Genomic DNA, 15,548 nt, shown 5'->3' on the forward strand with positions numbered 1-15,548 from the left:
GCTGACACATGGCTGATACGATCAAGCTCTCACGCCGCAATTTCATTATCGGCACCGGCGCTGCCGGTCTGACCATCGGTATTCTGGCTTCGTGTTCGAACAATAGTGAGGATGGCACCGAAGCAGACCAGGCCGCAAATGCCGAACCAAACCCCGAAGTGAATGCCTGGGTGCACATCGCCCCCGATGATACGGTCACGATCCGTATTGCCCGCTCTGAAATGGGTCAGGGCACGCTGACTGGTCTCGCCCAGCTGGTCGCCGACGAACTCGACTGCGACTGGGACAAGGTCACCACCGAATATCCGACGCCCGGCGAGAACCTTGCCCGTGACCGCGTCTGGCGCGACTTCTCCACGGGCGGCTCACGCGGCATTCGTGGCAGCGTGGAATACGTCCGCGAGGGCGGCGCCGTTGCGCGTGCCATGCTCATCCAGGCCGCCGCGAACCAGTGGGAAGTCCCCGTCAGCGAATGTTCTGTCGAGAAGGGTGTCATCACGCATGGGCCGAGCGGCAATACGCTGCGCTATGGCGAAGTGGCAGAGGCCGCCAGCGCCCTGACGCCGCCAACTGGTGTGCAAGTGAAGGACCCGTCCGAGTGGAAGATCATCGGCCAGCCGGTCAAACGCCTCGATACGGCCGACAAGGTCACCGGCGCCCAGAAGTATGGCGCTGACCTCCAGATGGACGGCATGCTGAATGCCGCCATCAAACAGGCCCCGAAGCGCGGCGGCACGCTCGCTTCCTTTGATGCCGATGCCGTCATGTCGATGCCGGGCGTGCGCAAGGTCGTACAGGTCGACGATACCGCCGTGGCCGTTGTCGCCGACAGGTGGTGGCAAGCGAAGACCGCGCTCGACGCCCTCCCCGTCGAATGGACGGACGGCGAAGGCGCTGACTATTCAAGCGCCGCCTTTGAAACCGAGCTTGAAAACGCGCTAACCGCAGACGACGCGTCCGTCGCCAATATGAGCGGCGAAGTCGACGCAGCGTTCGCCAACGCAGCCCAGACGGTCGAAGCGACCTATCGCGTCCCGCATCAGAACCATGCCTGCATGGAGCCGATGAACGCCACGGCGATCTGGACCGAGGACAAGTGCGAAGTCTGGTGCCCGACACAGAATGGTGAGGCCGCGCTCGGTGCCGCCTCTGAAGCGGCTGGCCTGCCGATTGAGCAGTGTGACGTCTACAAGCTCCTGCTCGGTGGCGGTTTCGGCCGGCGCGGCATGAGCGACTATGTCAGCCAGGTCGTGAAGATCGCCAAGGAGATGCCTGGCACGCCGATCAAGCTTCTCTGGACGCGCGAAGAAGACATGCAGCATGGCTTCTACCACCCGACCACGCGGGCACGTTGCGAAGGCGCGCTGGACGCCGATGGCAATCTCACCGCCATCAAGATCCGCATCGCGGGCCAGTCCATTCTGGCTGGTCTGATGCCACAGGCACTTCAGAATGGGATGGACCCGTTTGCTTTCCAGGGCCTCCTGCCAAGTGGCCTCGATGAGCGTGTCGAGGACCAGACGCTGAAATACACCTTCCCGGCCCTCAAGTTCGACCACGCCATGCGTAATCCGCCTGTGCGTCCGGGCTTCTGGCGCGGCGTGAACGCGAACCAGAACGCGGTCTACCTGGAATGCTTCATGGACGAGCTTGCCCATGCAGCCGGAAAGGACCCGCTGGAGTTCCGCCTCGCCTATATGGGTGACGCGCCTGAGCTGGCCGCCGTCCTGCGCGCTGCAGCGGAAGGGTCTGGCTGGGGCAATGATGACGGCAAGTCGCGTGGCCTATGCGCCTTCTACTCGTTCGGCGCCTATACCGCCGCATGCGCCGAAGTGACGGTGGACGATGCGGGCCAGCTGAAGATCCACCGCATCGTTGCCGCGACCGACCCGGGCTACGCCGTCAATCCACAGCAGGTCGATGCGCAGGTCGCTGGCTCCTTCGTCTATGGTCTCTCGGCTGCTCTCTTCGAGGAGATCACCTTCGAAAATGGTGAGGTGCAGGAGCGCAACTTCGACACCTATAACTCCATGCGACTGCGGGACATGCCGGAAGTCGAGACGATCGTCATGCCATCGGGCGGGTTCTGGGGCGGTGTCGGTGAGCCGACCATTGCCGTGGCCGCGCCAGCCGTGCTGAACGCAATCTATGCAGCCACCGGCAAGCGGATCCGCAACCTGCCGATCAAGGATCAGAGCCTGAGGGACGCGTGAGCCCGAAAGCTCTGAAATCAATCTCCATCGCCGCCACCAGTGCGGCGATGACCTTTACTTTCGCCGGATGCAGCGCTGGGGACACCAAAGCTGAAACGCCAGCAGAGGCGGCTGAGACCTCTTTAGCCAATGGCGACATGTTGAGAGGCCAGACACTCGCCCTCACCTGCTCTGGCTGCCATGGCGGCGCTGGCGATGACATCCCGGACTATAATGCTCTCGACCGCGCGACGCTTGAGGCACGCCTCCTCGCCTACAAGTCCGAAAGCGGCGGCACGACAGTCATGCATCGTCTGATGCGCGGCTATGGCGAGGCCGACATTGCCGCGGTCGCTGCCTATCTGACTGCGCCGGAGGAGGGGTGATGGCCTGGTCCCCAAAACGACGAGATGTGCTTGCTGGTCTTGCAGGAACAGCGTCACTACCGCTTCTCGGCTCCCCAGCAATTGCGCAGGCCCAACCAAAGATCGTGATCGTCGGCGGCGGCTTTGGCGGGGCAGCCGCCGCGCGCTTTGTGAAGACCTATGTGCCCGGTGCCTCAGTCACGCTGATCGAGCCGCAGGCGCACTACACTGCCTGCCCGTTCAGCAACCTCGTCATCGCAGGGCTTCGCAGTCTGGAGGCGCAGCAGTTTGGCTATGACGGCCTCAAGGCCATCGGCATCAAGGTCATTGGCGACAGGGCGGATGATGTGGACGCACCGGCCCGGACGGTCACACTCAGCTCCGGCGACACGCTTTCCTATGACAAGCTGATCCTTTCGCCCGGCATCGACATTCGCTGGGGCGCGCTTGAAGGCTATGACGAAGCGGCGGCGAGCATCATGCCGCATGCCTGGAAGGCAGGCCCGCAAACCTCGCTCCTCCGCGAGCAGTTGGAAGCCATGCCCGATGGCGGCACGGTCATCATGTCCGTTCCGACCGCGCCGTATCGTTGCCCACCCGGCCCCTATGAGCGCGCCAGCCTGATCGCCCATTACCTCAAGACGCAGAAGCCAGCCTCGAAGCTCATCATTCTCGACGCCAAGGATGAGTTTTCCAAACAGCCACTCTTCCTTGAGGCATGGGCCGAACACTACCCGGATCACCTTGAATGGATTGGTGCGAGCGACTTCGGGCGCGTCATATCGGTCGACCCGGGCGCCATGACGCTTTCGACCGATTTCGACACCTATGACGCCGATGTCGCCAATGTCATTCCACCGCAAAAGGCAGGTGAGATTGCCGCGCGCGCTGGCGTTGCGGACCAGACGGGCTGGTGCCCGATCAACCCGGTCGACTTCTCTTCCACGCTGCAGCCGGACGTTTATGTGATCGGGGACGCGACCATCGCCGCGCCAATGCCGAAATCAGCCTTCTCAGCCAATCTGCAAGCCAAGCTTTGCGCGCTGCAGATTGCGCGGGAACTGAAGGGCGAAGCGCTCGCGCCAACCATCCTCGCCAACACCTGCTATTCCTATGTCACGCCGGGTGCGGCCGTCTCGATCACGGGCGTCTACAGCAATGAAGGCGGACAGCTTTCCAGCATCGAGGGCTCTGGCGGCCTCAGCCCGGCCGGCCCGGCGTCCAGCGTCCGCGCTGCAGAAGCTGCCGAAGCCGAAGCCTGGTTCCAGCAGATCACGCAGCAGACCTTTGGATGAGACCGGCGCTTCCTGTCCTCACGATAGCGCTCCTCGCTGGATGCAGCGGCGAAACGACGTCGCGGCTCGCAACAGCCGTCGAGATAACAGGTGACGAGATCACGGCCCCACTTCTCGGCCTGCAAGGCGACGCGGCGCGCGGCGAAGCTGCGTTCGCAGAACGTGAGCAAGGCCACTGCGTGCTCTGCCACGCCGTCGAAGGTCTGGACGCTGAATTCCAGGGCAATGTCGGCCCCGCGCTCACCGGCGTTGGCGCCCGGCTGAGCGAGGGCCAGATCAGGCTTCGTATCGCCGACATCCAGCCCCTCTGGCCAGATACGCTGATGCCATCATATTATCGAACAGGCGGGCTGAACCAGGTCGCCCCGGCCTACGCGGGTGAGCCTGCACTTTCGGCCCAACAGATCGAGGACCTCGTTGCCTACCTCGGACAACTCGACGGTGAAAGCACATGAAGACCCCTAGCAGACACACAGCCCTCGCGAGGCGCAGCTTCCTCCAGCTTGGCGCCGCAGGTATCGCTGCAGCAGCGCTCCCTCTCCAGGCCGCCGCCGACGCAGCAGACGCAGATGCGGCCATCCGCGAAATCTTCGGCGACAAGCCGCTCAATGAAGGGCGCGTGAGCGTGAAGCTTCCGCCGATCGCCGAAAATGGAAACTCCGTCGCCATTACCGTGGCAGCAGAGAGCCTCATGTCACCTGACGATTATGTCCGCCGCATCGCGATCTTTTCGCCTCGCAACCCGATCGCCGAGGTCGCCTTGTTCAAGCTCGGCCCACGCGCAGGCAAGGCAGAGATTTCCACCCGCATCCGCATGGCTGGGACGCAGCGCATTCGCGCCGTCGCCGAGATGAGCGACGGCACTCTCTGGCATGGCTCAGCAAGCACGGTGGTCACGCTGGCTGCCTGCCTGATCGGATAGGAGAGCAACCCATGGCGACCATACGTATAGCGGCCCCCGACACGGCGAGCGCTGGCGAAGTCATCGAACTGAAAGCGCTGATCCAGCATCCGATGGAAACAGGCTACCGTAGCGGCCCCGACGGGAAACGGATCGAGCGCGACATCATCGAGAAATTCGAAGTCACCTATGACGGCGAAACCGTATTCGAGGCAGACCTCCAGCCCGGCATCGCCGCCAACCCGATCTTCACCTTCTACACCCGCGCGACCGCCTCTGGCCCGATTGTCTTCAAGTGGACAGACCAGGACGGCGAAAGCTGGTCAGAGACGCACGACCTTACCGTGGAATGAAGGCGGGGCTCGCACTCCTTTCGGCGTTTTGCCTGACTGCGTGCGGAGATGTCGTGGCCGATACTAAATCGCCCCCGGCACAGCCTCAGCCCCTGCAATCTGGGTATGAATTCCTGCAGCCGCAGACGCAGGCCTTGCAGGATGATGACTTTGCCAATCCGGGCTTTCTCTGGATCGACCGGGGCGAGGCCCTGTTCTCTACAGCTACCGCTTCTGGCAGCGCATGCAGCGAGTGCCACACTGATGCGTCGCTGCCGCTCGCGGGCGCTGCCGCCCACTACCCCAAGATTGACGCCGAAAGCGGCGACCTCATCAATCTGGAGGGGCGAATAAACCTCTGCCGGACGCGCCATCAGAACGAAGCGGCCTTCGAATATGAGAGCGATGAGCTTCTCTCGCTGACGGCCTATGTCGCTTACCTCTCGCGCGGCACGCCCATTTCTGTCGATATCGAAGGTGCCGCGGCAGACTGGTACGCCCGTGGACGCGACTATTTCGAAACACGGCGCGGCCAGTTCAATCTCTCCTGCACCCAGTGCCATGACGACAATTGGGGAAAGAAACTGCGCGGCGATACGATTAGCCAAGGCCACGGGACGGGATTTCCGGCCTACCGGCTTGAATGGCAGTCGCTCGGCTCGCTCCACCGGCGCCTGCGCGATTGCGATGCAGGTGTACGGGCAGAACCGCGCCCCTATGGATCGGACGATTATCTTGCCGTCGAACTCTATCTCGCAAAGCGCGCCGAAGGCCTTGAAATCGAAACGCCGGGGGTTCGTCGATGAACGGGAAAGCAAAGCTTAGCGTGCGGATTGACCTGCCCAATGGCGGGCGCTTTGGCCCAGGTAAGGCGACCCTCCTGCGCGCCATCGCAGAGCATGGCTCCATACGCAAAGCCGCAGCCGCATTGGCCATGTCCTATCCGCGCGCGCTCAAGCTGATTGATGAGATGAATGGCGACTTCGCCGCGCCGCTTATCGCGTCCACCCATGGCGGCGCCAGCGGTGGTGGCTCCGAGCTCACGCGAATGGGCGAAAACGTGCTGGCGCTCTATGCAGAGATAACTGACGCCGCCAGCACCGCCTCATCTGCAGCCATAGGCAAGCTTTGCAGCCTGCAGGAATAGAAGTCTGCTGGCATCGTTCTAAATGATGGTTTAGAACGGCGGGTATCGTGACGATGCAACAAACCTATCCAGAACACCCCGAAGACGTGCTCAGTCAATGGCTGGACTGGCACGAGGCGGGTCCTGTGGCGCTCGTTATTGTCACCGGGATCGAGGGCGGCGCGGTGCGCGCACCGGGCGCCCTGATGGCGGTCCGCGAAGACGGCGCCATGGCGGGCTACATCTCTGGCGGCTGTATCGACTCCGACGTCGCCCTGCAGGCGCAGAACGCGTTGCGCGCCGGTAAGGCCAAACAGCTCCGCTATGGCGCAGGCTCTCCCTTCACAGACCTTCCCCTGCCCTGCGGCGGAGCGATCGAGGTCATCATCATTCCGGATGCGGACCGGAATGAGATCAAGACCGTTCGCGATCAGCTCAGCGCGCGGAAGGCCGCGCAGCTAAGCCTTGAGGCGCTTTGTGACTTCAAGCCTCACTACGTTCCCAAGCCTCGTCTTCGTATTGCCGGGCGTGGCGCGGACTGCCTTGCCCTTGCCCGTGTTGCGAGCGCCGCTGGACTGGATGTCCGGCTACAACTGCGTGACGGCGAAGACGTAGCCGCCGCGTCTGCACAAGGCTTTGCCGATGTGACAGCGCTTGAGACTCCTTCAGATATTCCCGCGGCCAATGATGATGAATGGACCGCCTTCATCCTCATGTTTCACGACACCCATTGGGAAGGCCCGCTTCTGGAGCAGGCGCTCGAAGGCCCCGCTTTCTATATCGGCGCCGTCGGAAGCCGGAAAACGCATGCCCGCCGCACCGAGGCGCTCAAAGCAGACGGTATCGACGAGGTAGCGATCGCCCGCATCCACGGCCCCATCGGCCTCATCCCGTCCATGCGCGACGCATCCATGCTCGCGATCTCGGTCCTCGCAGAAGTCGTGGCGAGCTATCACGAAACGCTTCGCCAGCCATTCGCCGAGACGGCCATCATCTTGCTCGCCGCAGGCCAGTCGAAGCGCTTTGAACACGGTGACAAACTGCTGGCCGAGCTTGAAGGTAAACCCGTCCTAGAGAACGTTGCCGGACTGCTCGCGGATGAGAAAGTGGCTGCCAGGATTGGCGTGACCGGCCCGAGCGACACGGCGCGCGCAGCCGCGCTCAAAGAGCAAGGCTGGGAGGTGGTCGAGAACCCCGACGCTGCTTATGGCCAGGCAACCTCACTCAGCGCTGGTATCCGCGCTGCGAAAGCTTCGGGCGCAAAATCGGCGCTTATCCTGCTGGGCGACATGCCCCACATCGGCGAACTCCAACTGCGCGCGCTGCAGACGGAAATGGCTCGGGGCCACCGGGCGGCAATGAGCAAGGCGGGCGACATCCTATGTCCACCCGCAATCTTTCACGAAACGACCTTCGACGACCTTATGGCGCTCTCTGGTGATGCAGGCGCGAAGTCCCTGTTCGCCAAGCTGCCCAATACCGCCCTGGTCGACCTCCCACCCGACAATGCGCTCGATATCGACACGCTAGCCGATCTCGAACGCGCGAAAGGACTGACGCATGCCTGACGGACATACCGCCCTGAAGCCTGCACCGCTGACCGACCGCTTCGGCCGGGAGATCAGCTATCTGCGCCTGTCGGTCACAGACCGCTGCGACCTTCGCTGCACCTATTGCATGGCAGAACACATGACCTTCCTGCCGAAGAAGGATCTGCTCAGCCTGGAAGAGCTGCAGACCGTGGCAGACGCGTTCATCCGGCGCGGCGTGCGCAAGATCCGCATCACCGGCGGCGAACCCCTCGTGCGCAAGGATATTATGGGCCTGTTTGAAGGGCTCGGCGACAGACTGGGATCCGGCCTTGATGAGCTGACGCTGACGACGAACGCGACGCAGCTCGAAACCCACGCCGAAGCCCTGGTTAAGGCCGGGGTGAAACGCGTGAACATCTCGCTCGACACGCTCGACCCTGACATGTTTCGCGAGATCACGCGCCGCGGCGACTATGAGAAGGTCATGCGCGGCATTGAGGCTGGCGCGGCAGCAGGCCTCAAGATCAAGATCAACACGGTCGCCCTACGTCACCAGAACGCGGGCGATATACCGCGAATGGTCGAATGGGCGCATACGCGCGGCTATGACATGACGCTGATCGAGGTTATGCCGCTCGGGATTACGGGCGAAGACCGCTATGACCAGTATATTCCACTCTTCGATATCCGAGACGAGCTGGAACGACGCTGGACGCTCACCCCGGAAGATGCCCGCGACGCGAATGGCGGCCCGTCCCGCTATGTGCGCATCGCGGAAACCGGCGGCCGGCTTGGCTTCATTACGCCGCTGACCAATAATTTCTGCGCAGGCTGCAACCGCGTTCGGGTCACCTGTACAGGTCGCATCTATATGTGCCTTGGCCAGGACGATCATGTCGACCTGCGCGCCGCGCTGCGCGAAAGCAGCGACCCACAGGCCGCCCTCGACGAGGCGTTGGACCGCGCGCTGATCGCGAAGCCGGAGCGCCATGATTTCGAGATCAACCAGCGCGGCCAGGGCCCTGCCCTCGATCGCCACATGTCCGTAACGGGGGGCTGAAGAGATGGCGGACATCCTTTATTTCGGGCGACTTGGAGACGTCGCGGGCACAGGAGCCGAAAAGCTCGATATACCTGCCGCTATTACAGATACCGCCGCGCTCCGCCGCTGGCTCGACGCTGAAAAGTCGGCGGGCGGCGCCTTTCTGGAAGCGAGCGTCCGGCTTGCCGTGAACAGCGAAATCGTCGTCGACCCGCACCCCATTTCCCCCTCCGATGAGATCGCCTTCATGCCACCCGTCGGTGGCGGCTGACCTGCCAGACATGATCACGCTCACGCCTTCCCCTTTCAGCCCATCGGAGGCGCTCGCCGCCTTTGAGAAAGAGGCGCGCGGCGCCGGCGCGATCGTGAGCTTCACCGGCCTCGTCCGCGACCGGGCAGGTGAGACTGACGTCGATGGCCTGCATCTTCAGGCCTATTCGCCGATGACAGAGAACGGCATCGAGAAAGCCGCCGCAGATGCCCGTCAGCGCTGGCCGCTGACGGCGCTGCGCATCATTCACCGCATTGGCGACATGGCCCCGTTTGAGCCCATCGTCTTTGTTGCCACCGCCTCTGCGCACAGGCGAGCCGCATTTGAGGCGGCTGACTTCCTGATGGATTACCTAAAGACAGAAGCCGTCTTCTGGAAAAAAGAATTCACCAAGACTGGCAGCCGCTGGATAGAACCGCGCGCTGAAGACTATAGCGACAGCGCCCGCTGGACGCAGACTGATACGGAGACTGACCGCCATGCACGGCATAAATGAAAGCCTCGACTTCCATCCGGTACGCGTCGCCGTACTGGTGATGAGCGACACACGAACCCTCGAGACCGACACATCCGGCCTCACCCTCGCCCGACGCATTGAGGACGCTGGTCACATCCTCGCTGACCGCAAGATCGTTGCAGACGACAAGGCCGCTATCCGCGCGCAGGTTTCGGCATGGATCGCAGACCCTGCGGTCGACGTAGTGATCACGTCCGGCGGTACGGGTCTGACGGGCCGGGACGTCACCCCGGAAGCCGTCACCCCCCTCTTCGACAAGGTCATCGATGGTTTTTCGGTCATCTTCCATCAGGTGAGCTATCAGAGCGTTGGTCTCTCGACGCTGCAGTCACGTGCGATTGCGGGCCTTGCGAGCGGCACATTCGTGTTCTGCCTGCCCGGCTCGAACGGCGCGGTGAAGGATGGCTGGGACAAGGTTATCTCGCACCAGCTCGACAGCCGTCACAAGCCCTGCAACCTCGTCGAACTGATGCCCCGCCTGATGGAGCATATGGGGCATTCGCATTGAGCGGCCTGACGCATATCGGGCCTGACGGGCGCGCCCGCATGGTCGATGTCGGCGACAAGGACGTCACTGAACGCGTCGCCCTCGCGCATGGGCGCGTGCACATGCAGCCCGAAACGCTACAACTCGCCATCGGCCGAGACACCAAGAAAGGCGACCCGATCGCTATTGCGGAACTCGCCGGCATCATGGCGGCCAAACGCACTTCAGACCTGATTCCGCTCTGCCATCCCCTCGCTCTTTCATCGGTGAAGGTGGAGATCGAGCCGGACTCCGAGGCGAACGCGCTCATCGTTACGGCGAGGGTAAAAACGAGCGGTCGCACGGGCGTCGAGATGGAGGCGCTGACAGCTGTTTCAGCTGCCTGCCTCACCCTCTATGACATGCTGAAGGCTGTCGACAAGGCGATGCGGATCGACGCCGTCGAGCTTCTGGAGAAGACAGGCGGCAAGTCCGGCGACTACCGGAAGGCAGCGACATGAGCGGCCTCATCAGTGTTGCCGACGCTCTGGATGCGCTCGCGCAGAACGCCCTACCCCCGCGCGCCGAGACTGTCGCCATTGAGCAGGCGCATGGCCGCCAGCTCGCCGAAGCCGTCACGGCACATGTCAGTCGACCACCCGCCGATATGTCCGCCATGGATGGCTATGCCGTTCGCCTTGAGGATGTCCGCAAGGCCGGGTCTCGCCTGAGCGTGATCGGCGAAGCGCCAGCGGGCACCCCGTTTGAGCAGACGCTTGGAAAGGGGCAGGCTGTCCGGATCTTCACGGGCGGCGAAATCCCTGCGGGCGCGGACCATATCGTCATCCAGGAGAATAGTTCCCGATCAGGCGACGAAATCACCTGCGCCGAAGGCTACGAGGCGCCCCAATTCATCCGGAAGGCTGGCCGCGACTTTCTTGAGGGCGACACGCTTCTGGAAGCCGGCGCCATCCTTGGCGCAGGAGAGCTCGGCCTGCTCGCAGCTGGCAACATCGCCGAAGTGAAAGTGCGTCGCCGCCCTCGCGTCGGCATCCTTGCGAACGGGAATGAGCTGAAGCCGCCCGGCAGTGAGCTGAAGCGCGGTGAGATCGTGAATTCGAACCCCGTCGCGCTGGCAGAGCTTGTCCGCTCCTGGGGCGCTGAACCCGTAGATCTCGGCATCGCAGAAGACACGCTGAACGCGATCTCTGAACGGATCGAAAGCGCCGAAGACATCGACATCTTCCTGCCCGTCGGCGGCGCTTCCGTCGGCGATCATGACCTGATGCGCCCAGCTTTTGCCGCGGCGGGCTTTGAGCCTGTTTTCGAGAAGATTGCCGTGCGCCCCGGCAAGCCGACCTGGTTTTCAACGCGCGGCGACACCCGCGTCCTCGGACTGCCAGGCAACCCGGCCTCGGCGCTGGTCTGCGCCCAGCTTTTCCTGAAGCCACTCATTACGGGCCAACGCCATCGCCTCATCAAGGCGCGCCTCGCTTGCGACCTCAAACCTAACGGACCCCGCGAACACTATATGCGCGCCTTCGCGGCTTTTACCGATGATGGCGGTTTGAGCGTCGATCCGGCACCTGATCAGGACAGTTCGCTGATCAAACCTTTCGTGACGAGTGCCGCGCTCCTGCGGCGCCTCCCGAATGCGCCTGAAAAAAAGCGCGGCGGGCTGGAGGACATCATCCTGACCAGCCTGCCGCGCCTTTGAGGCCTCAATAGGCGGGATGCTTATCCGGGCGTATACCCCGTTTCGCTCATGACGTAGGCGATGATAGCGGCGCGCTGGTCTTCGCGCGGCACGCCTGCAAAACTCATGCGGTTACCGGGCAGGAAGTTGCGCGGGCTGGCTAGCCACTGGTCAAGCTGCTCAGGCGTCCACTCGAAATCGGCGTCCTGCAGAGCCTTGGAATAGTCGAAACCCTCCTGCTCACCGACCTTGCGGTCAAACATGCCGTAAAGGTTCGGACCGAGCAGCGTTGGGCCGCCTTCGGTCAGCGAATGGCAGGAAGAACACTGCATGAAGAGACGCTTGCCCGTCGCGTAGTCTGCAGACGCGTAAGGCTCAGGAAAGCCAGCAAACTGCGTGCCTTCTTCGGCTGGGCCCGAAGCGGTTTCAACCTCTTCTGGCGCGGTCTCGGCAGGCGTCTCAGCCGTATCCGCATCCATGTCAGCCGGCGGCGTTGATGCCTCCGGAGCGGCTGGCTCTTCACTTCCCCCGCAGGCGCTGAGGCCGGCGGCGAGAAGGATGGCAATCATGCTCGTGCGTAGTGTCATGGTGTGTCTCCCATCAACCTGGTCAGTAATCACCGCCTAACACTAGGCCAGCGCGCACAGCTTGCAAAAGAAAATGAGATGCGAGCCGAAAAGAAATCCGTCCAGCGACAGCGATCGCCGATTATTGCCCGTTCGCGACCAGCGGATCGTTCACGTCAGCAACATCGAGAATAGGTGAAGCTTCAATCTTCTCAGCGTCGAGAAGCGAAACGACGCGCAGAAGCGCAGCGGTGATGCTTGCCTGCTCCCACTCGGCCAGCTGACCGAAGCGCGTGCGAAAGGTGTCCTGCAGAAGGTCCGGCGCGCCATCGAGGGCCGCGAGGCCTTTCTCGGTCAGCTTCACCCATACGCGGCGGCGGTCTGTCTCTCCGCGCCGGCGCACGACAAGTTCCTGCTCCTGCAGCTTGTCTATAAGAATGGAAATCGTTGCCTGCTTGAGATCGACCGCGCGAGCGAGGTCACCCGTCAGCGTTTCGCCTTGGGTCCGCAGCACCTGCAGCACCAGAAGCTGCGAGGCCGTCAGCCCCGTCTTTGTAGCCACCGCTTTGACGTTGCTGGCGGTCGCCTTCAATACGCGCCGGAGCGCAACAAGCGCTGTTTCAGCCTGATCCTGCATGTCTTCGCTCCAGGTATCGGCATGCGCCGCAGACAGACGCACCGACTCAAATCCTTCAGAAAGTTGCGCCATATTATCAAATATCCTTAGTTTGCAAAATTATTATTATATCAAACGAATTTAGGGGATAAGTTTCCCGGAATTAGCTCTTAAAAATTGTTTTTCCTCCTATTCTCAAAGTTATGACTGCACGGGTTGACCCCATGGCCGTCACACATATATAGATAGTCAAACAATATTTATTTGGCAAGCGCATCAGCGGAACCCGTTGCGGCGTTGGCCATTATTGCAATGGAAGCGGGCTTAGAGACATGACGAAAGACGCAGTGACAATCGAAGCACCAATGAGCGAGGACGGCGCCGCCGTTCACGATCTCATTGCCGCGTGTCCGCCTCTGGATACCAATTCGCTCTATATGAACCTGATCCAGACGACGCACTTTGCTGAGACGTGCGCGCTCGCGCGCGAGGACGGCGAAGTCATCGGTTGGGTCAGCGGTCATATTCCACCGGAGGAGCCGGAGGTATTCTTCCTCTGGCAGGTCGCGATCGGTGAAAAGGCACGCGGGAAGCGCATTCCCAAGCGCCTCGTCGCCGACATCTTCTCGCGCCCGTCCTGCAAGGATGTGCGCTATCTGAAGACGACGATCACGCCTGATAATGAGGCGTCCTGGGGCCTCTTCAAAAGTCTTGCGCGCTGGCTCGATGCCCCGCTGCAGGAAAGCCCCTTCTTCGACGAAGACAAACACTTCAAGGGCCGTCACGACAGCGAGATTCTCGTGACAATTGGGCCTTTCGGTCGGCCGGCCGCAAGCTGAGCCGCCTATCTCGCGCCTAGACGCTCAAACCAGACCAAAACAGGAGCAGGACGCATGCCGTTCACAGACATTCAAGAAGACATTTTCGAAAGACGCGAGTCAGTTGTGCGCAGCTATTGCCGCAACTTCGATACGCTCTTCGTAAGCGCCAAAGGCTCGGAGATGACCGACGCCAATGGCAAGACATACATCGACTTTCTCGCCGGGTGCTCGACCCTCAATTACGGGCACAATGATCCGGACATGAAGAAGGCACTCATTGAGCATATCGAACGTGATGGCATCGCCCATGGCCTCGACATGTACACCGACGCAAAGGCCGAATGGCTGAAGGCTTTTGAGGACAACATCCTCGAGCCGCGTGGCATGGGTGAATACAAGATCATGATGACCGGCCCGACCGGCACCAATGCCGTCGAAGCCGCCGTCAAGCTGGCTCGCAAGGTCACTGGCCGCAGCAATGTGATTGCCTTCACGAATGGCTTCCACGGCATGACGCTTGGCGCACTCGCGCTGACGGGTAATGCTGGCAAGCGTGCCGGTGCTGGCGCAGGCTGCAACGGCATCTGCGGCACCACGCACCTTCCTTACGCCAATGCGTTTGGTGAGGATGTCGACACGCTCGACCAGATCGAGATGATGATCGAGAACAGCTCGTCCGGTGTCGACGCGCCCGCAGCCTTTATCTTCGAACCAATTCAGGGCGAAGGTGGCCTCAATGCCGCGTCCGCGAAGTGGATGAAGGGCATTGCCGAGCTCGCCAAGAAAACCGGCGCTCTCCTCATCGTCGATGACATCCAGGCCGGCGTGGGACGCTCAGGCGACTATTTCGGCTTCGAGATTGCAGGCATCAAGCCTGACATCATTACCCAGGCGAAATCGCTTTCGGGTATGGGCCTTCCCTTCGCCTGCGTCCTTCTCAAGAAGGAACACGACATCTGGAAGCCAGCCGAACACAACGGCACCTTCCGCGGCAACAACCACGCATTTGTCACAGCAAAAGTCGCCCTCGACAAATTCTGGAAGGACGACGCCTTCATGAAGGAGGTCCGCAAGAAGTCGGACATTCTCGAGGCCGGCCTGCAGAAGATTGCTGACCTCATCCCCGGCGCGAAGCTGAAAGGCCGCGGCATGATGAAAGGTGTCGACGTCACCTCCGGTGACATCGCATCCGACATGTGCAGCCGCGCATTCGAGAAAGGCCTCATCATTGAGACGTCTGGCGCCGATGATGAAGTCGTGAAGGTTCTCGCAGCCCTGACCATCTCTGAAGAGATGCTCCAGAAGGGTCTCGATATCCTGTTCGAGGCAGCGGAAGAAACCGTCGCCAGCCACAAAGTCGCAGCGGAGTAAATTACAATGATCGTACGCGATATGAATGAGATGAAAGGCACGGACCGTGCCGTGTCAGACGCGCAATGGACGTCCTATCGGATGCTTCTTGCCGACGACAAGATGGGCTTCAGCTTCCACATCACCGTGCTGGAAGCCGGCTCCGAGCACACCTTTCACTACAAGAACCACTTCGAGAGCGTGTACTGCATGAAGGGTAAGGGTTCGATCACCGATCACGCGACCGGCGAGACCCACGAAATCAAGCCGGGCGTGATGTACGGCCTGAACCTCCATGACAAGCACACCCTGCGCGCCGAAGAAGAGCTGCACATGGCATGCTGCTTCAATCCACCGGTGACGGGCAAGGAAGTGCACCTGCCAGACGGCTCCTACGCCGCCGCAGAAGATCTCGAGGACGCAGGCTAAGCGCCAAATCCGAAAATTTGCTGGCAGCCCG

20 protein-coding genes are annotated in these 15,548 nt (G+C 61.7%); 18 read left to right on the top strand and 2 right to left on the bottom strand.

Translation table 11 applies throughout. The annotated features are described in order from the left end of the window. The first annotated feature begins 8 nt into the window (after nucleotides 1-8). Genes D1222_RS03715 through D1222_RS03785 form a run of 15 tightly spaced genes read left to right on the top strand, consistent with a single transcriptional unit; the run spans nucleotide 9 to nucleotide 11,756 of the window. On the top strand, nucleotides 9-2,213 hold the full coding sequence (locus tag D1222_RS03715; RefSeq protein ID WP_119452871.1) for a xanthine dehydrogenase family protein molybdopterin-binding subunit: 2,205 nt from the start codon (nucleotides 9-11) through the stop codon (nucleotides 2,211-2,213). Further along, nucleotides 2,210-2,578 carry a c-type cytochrome gene (locus tag D1222_RS03720; protein ID WP_119452872.1) on the top strand — a complete coding sequence of 123 codons (369 nt, stop codon included), beginning with the start codon at nucleotides 2,210-2,212 and terminating at the stop codon, nucleotides 2,576-2,578. Before D1222_RS03715 ends, D1222_RS03720 begins: the two co-directional genes overlap by 4 nt. Then, nucleotides 2,578-3,852: an NAD(P)/FAD-dependent oxidoreductase gene (locus D1222_RS03725; RefSeq protein WP_119452873.1), complete on the top strand. Its 1,275-nt coding sequence runs from the start codon at nucleotides 2,578-2,580 to the stop codon at nucleotides 3,850-3,852. The genes D1222_RS03720 and D1222_RS03725 overlap by 1 nt, the downstream gene beginning before the upstream one ends. Further along, a complete protein-coding gene (gene soxX / locus D1222_RS03730) occupies nucleotides 3,849-4,307 on the top strand; it encodes a sulfur oxidation c-type cytochrome SoxX (protein WP_119452874.1) in 459 nt (152 codons plus the stop codon). Before D1222_RS03725 ends, soxX begins: the two co-directional genes overlap by 4 nt. Beyond that, a complete protein-coding gene (locus D1222_RS03735) occupies nucleotides 4,304-4,774 on the top strand; it encodes a thiosulfate oxidation carrier protein SoxY (protein WP_119452875.1) in 471 nt (156 codons plus the stop codon). The genes soxX and D1222_RS03735 overlap by 4 nt, the downstream gene beginning before the upstream one ends. Before the next feature lie 11 nt (nucleotides 4,775-4,785). Further along, nucleotides 4,786-5,106, top strand: a complete 321-nt coding sequence (gene soxZ / locus D1222_RS03740; RefSeq protein ID WP_119452876.1) for a thiosulfate oxidation carrier complex protein SoxZ — start codon at nucleotides 4,786-4,788, stop codon at nucleotides 5,104-5,106. Nucleotides 5,107-5,159: 53 nt separating this feature from the next. Then, nucleotides 5,160-5,891, top strand: coding sequence for a sulfur oxidation c-type cytochrome SoxA (gene soxA / locus D1222_RS03745; RefSeq protein WP_233348500.1), 732 nt, complete (start codon nucleotides 5,160-5,162; stop codon nucleotides 5,889-5,891). Continuing rightward, nucleotides 5,888-6,232, top strand: coding sequence for a winged helix-turn-helix domain-containing protein (locus D1222_RS03750; protein WP_119452878.1), 345 nt, complete (start codon nucleotides 5,888-5,890; stop codon nucleotides 6,230-6,232). Before soxA ends, D1222_RS03750 begins: the two co-directional genes overlap by 4 nt. A gap of 53 nt (nucleotides 6,233-6,285) precedes the next feature. Further along, nucleotides 6,286-7,779 carry an NTP transferase domain-containing protein gene (locus D1222_RS03755; protein ID WP_119452879.1) on the top strand — a complete coding sequence of 498 codons (1,494 nt, stop codon included), beginning with the start codon at nucleotides 6,286-6,288 and terminating at the stop codon, nucleotides 7,777-7,779. Continuing rightward, a complete protein-coding gene (gene moaA / locus D1222_RS03760; RefSeq protein ID WP_119452880.1) occupies nucleotides 7,772-8,803 on the top strand; it encodes a GTP 3',8-cyclase MoaA in 1,032 nt (343 codons plus the stop codon). Before D1222_RS03755 ends, moaA begins: the two co-directional genes overlap by 8 nt. Nucleotides 8,804-8,807: 4 nt before the next feature. Continuing rightward, nucleotides 8,808-9,056, top strand: a complete 249-nt coding sequence (gene moaD / locus D1222_RS03765) for a molybdopterin converting factor subunit 1 (protein WP_119452881.1) — start codon at nucleotides 8,808-8,810, stop codon at nucleotides 9,054-9,056. A 10-nt stretch (nucleotides 9,057-9,066) separates the two neighbouring features. Next, nucleotides 9,067-9,552, top strand: coding sequence for a molybdenum cofactor biosynthesis protein MoaE (locus tag D1222_RS03770; RefSeq protein WP_119453712.1), 486 nt, complete (start codon nucleotides 9,067-9,069; stop codon nucleotides 9,550-9,552). Then, nucleotides 9,536-10,081 carry a molybdenum cofactor biosynthesis protein B gene (gene moaB / locus D1222_RS03775; protein ID WP_119452882.1) on the top strand — a complete coding sequence of 182 codons (546 nt, stop codon included), beginning with the start codon at nucleotides 9,536-9,538 and terminating at the stop codon, nucleotides 10,079-10,081. The genes D1222_RS03770 and moaB overlap by 17 nt, the downstream gene beginning before the upstream one ends. Next, a complete protein-coding gene (moaC, locus tag D1222_RS03780) occupies nucleotides 10,078-10,560 on the top strand; it encodes a cyclic pyranopterin monophosphate synthase MoaC (RefSeq protein WP_119452883.1) in 483 nt (160 codons plus the stop codon). The genes moaB and moaC overlap by 4 nt, the downstream gene beginning before the upstream one ends. Next, entirely contained in the window at nucleotides 10,557-11,756 is a 1,200-nt protein-coding gene (locus D1222_RS03785) for a molybdopterin molybdotransferase MoeA (protein WP_119452884.1), read from the top strand. Before moaC ends, D1222_RS03785 begins: the two co-directional genes overlap by 4 nt. A 20-nt stretch (nucleotides 11,757-11,776) precedes the next feature. On the opposite strand, the gene D1222_RS03790 is transcribed toward D1222_RS03785, so the two are convergent. Together D1222_RS03790 and D1222_RS03795 are read right to left on the bottom strand one after the other, a co-directional pair. After that, on the bottom strand, nucleotides 11,777-12,322 hold the full coding sequence (locus tag D1222_RS03790) for a c-type cytochrome (protein ID WP_119452885.1): 546 nt from the start codon (nucleotides 12,320-12,322) through the stop codon (nucleotides 11,777-11,779). A gap of 121 nt (nucleotides 12,323-12,443) precedes the next feature. Further along, the gene (locus D1222_RS03795) at nucleotides 12,444-13,010 is read right to left on the bottom strand and encodes a MarR family winged helix-turn-helix transcriptional regulator (RefSeq protein ID WP_119452886.1); all 567 of its coding nucleotides are present in this window, start codon (nucleotides 13,008-13,010) and stop codon (nucleotides 12,444-12,446) included. A 239-nt stretch (nucleotides 13,011-13,249) separates the two neighbouring features. Here D1222_RS03795 and ectA point away from each other — a divergent pair, with 239 nt between their 5' ends. The 3 genes from ectA to D1222_RS03810 are packed head-to-tail and all read left to right on the top strand — an operon-like array spanning nucleotide 13,250 to nucleotide 15,517. Beyond that, nucleotides 13,250-13,756, top strand: a complete 507-nt coding sequence (ectA, locus tag D1222_RS03800) for a diaminobutyrate acetyltransferase (RefSeq protein ID WP_119452887.1) — start codon at nucleotides 13,250-13,252, stop codon at nucleotides 13,754-13,756. Nucleotides 13,757-13,810: 54 nt separating this feature from the next. Continuing rightward, nucleotides 13,811-15,109, top strand: coding sequence for a diaminobutyrate--2-oxoglutarate transaminase (gene ectB / locus D1222_RS03805; protein WP_182481858.1), 1,299 nt, complete (start codon nucleotides 13,811-13,813; stop codon nucleotides 15,107-15,109). A 6-nt stretch (nucleotides 15,110-15,115) separates the two neighbouring features. Then, nucleotides 15,116-15,517 carry an ectoine synthase gene (locus tag D1222_RS03810; protein ID WP_119452888.1) on the top strand — a complete coding sequence of 134 codons (402 nt, stop codon included), beginning with the start codon at nucleotides 15,116-15,118 and terminating at the stop codon, nucleotides 15,515-15,517. Nucleotides 15,518-15,548: the final 31 nt, after the last annotated feature.

It is taken from the genome of Henriciella algicola (genome assembly GCF_003576245.1).
Classification (GTDB): domain Bacteria; phylum Pseudomonadota; class Alphaproteobacteria; order Caulobacterales; family Hyphomonadaceae; genus Henriciella; species Henriciella algicola.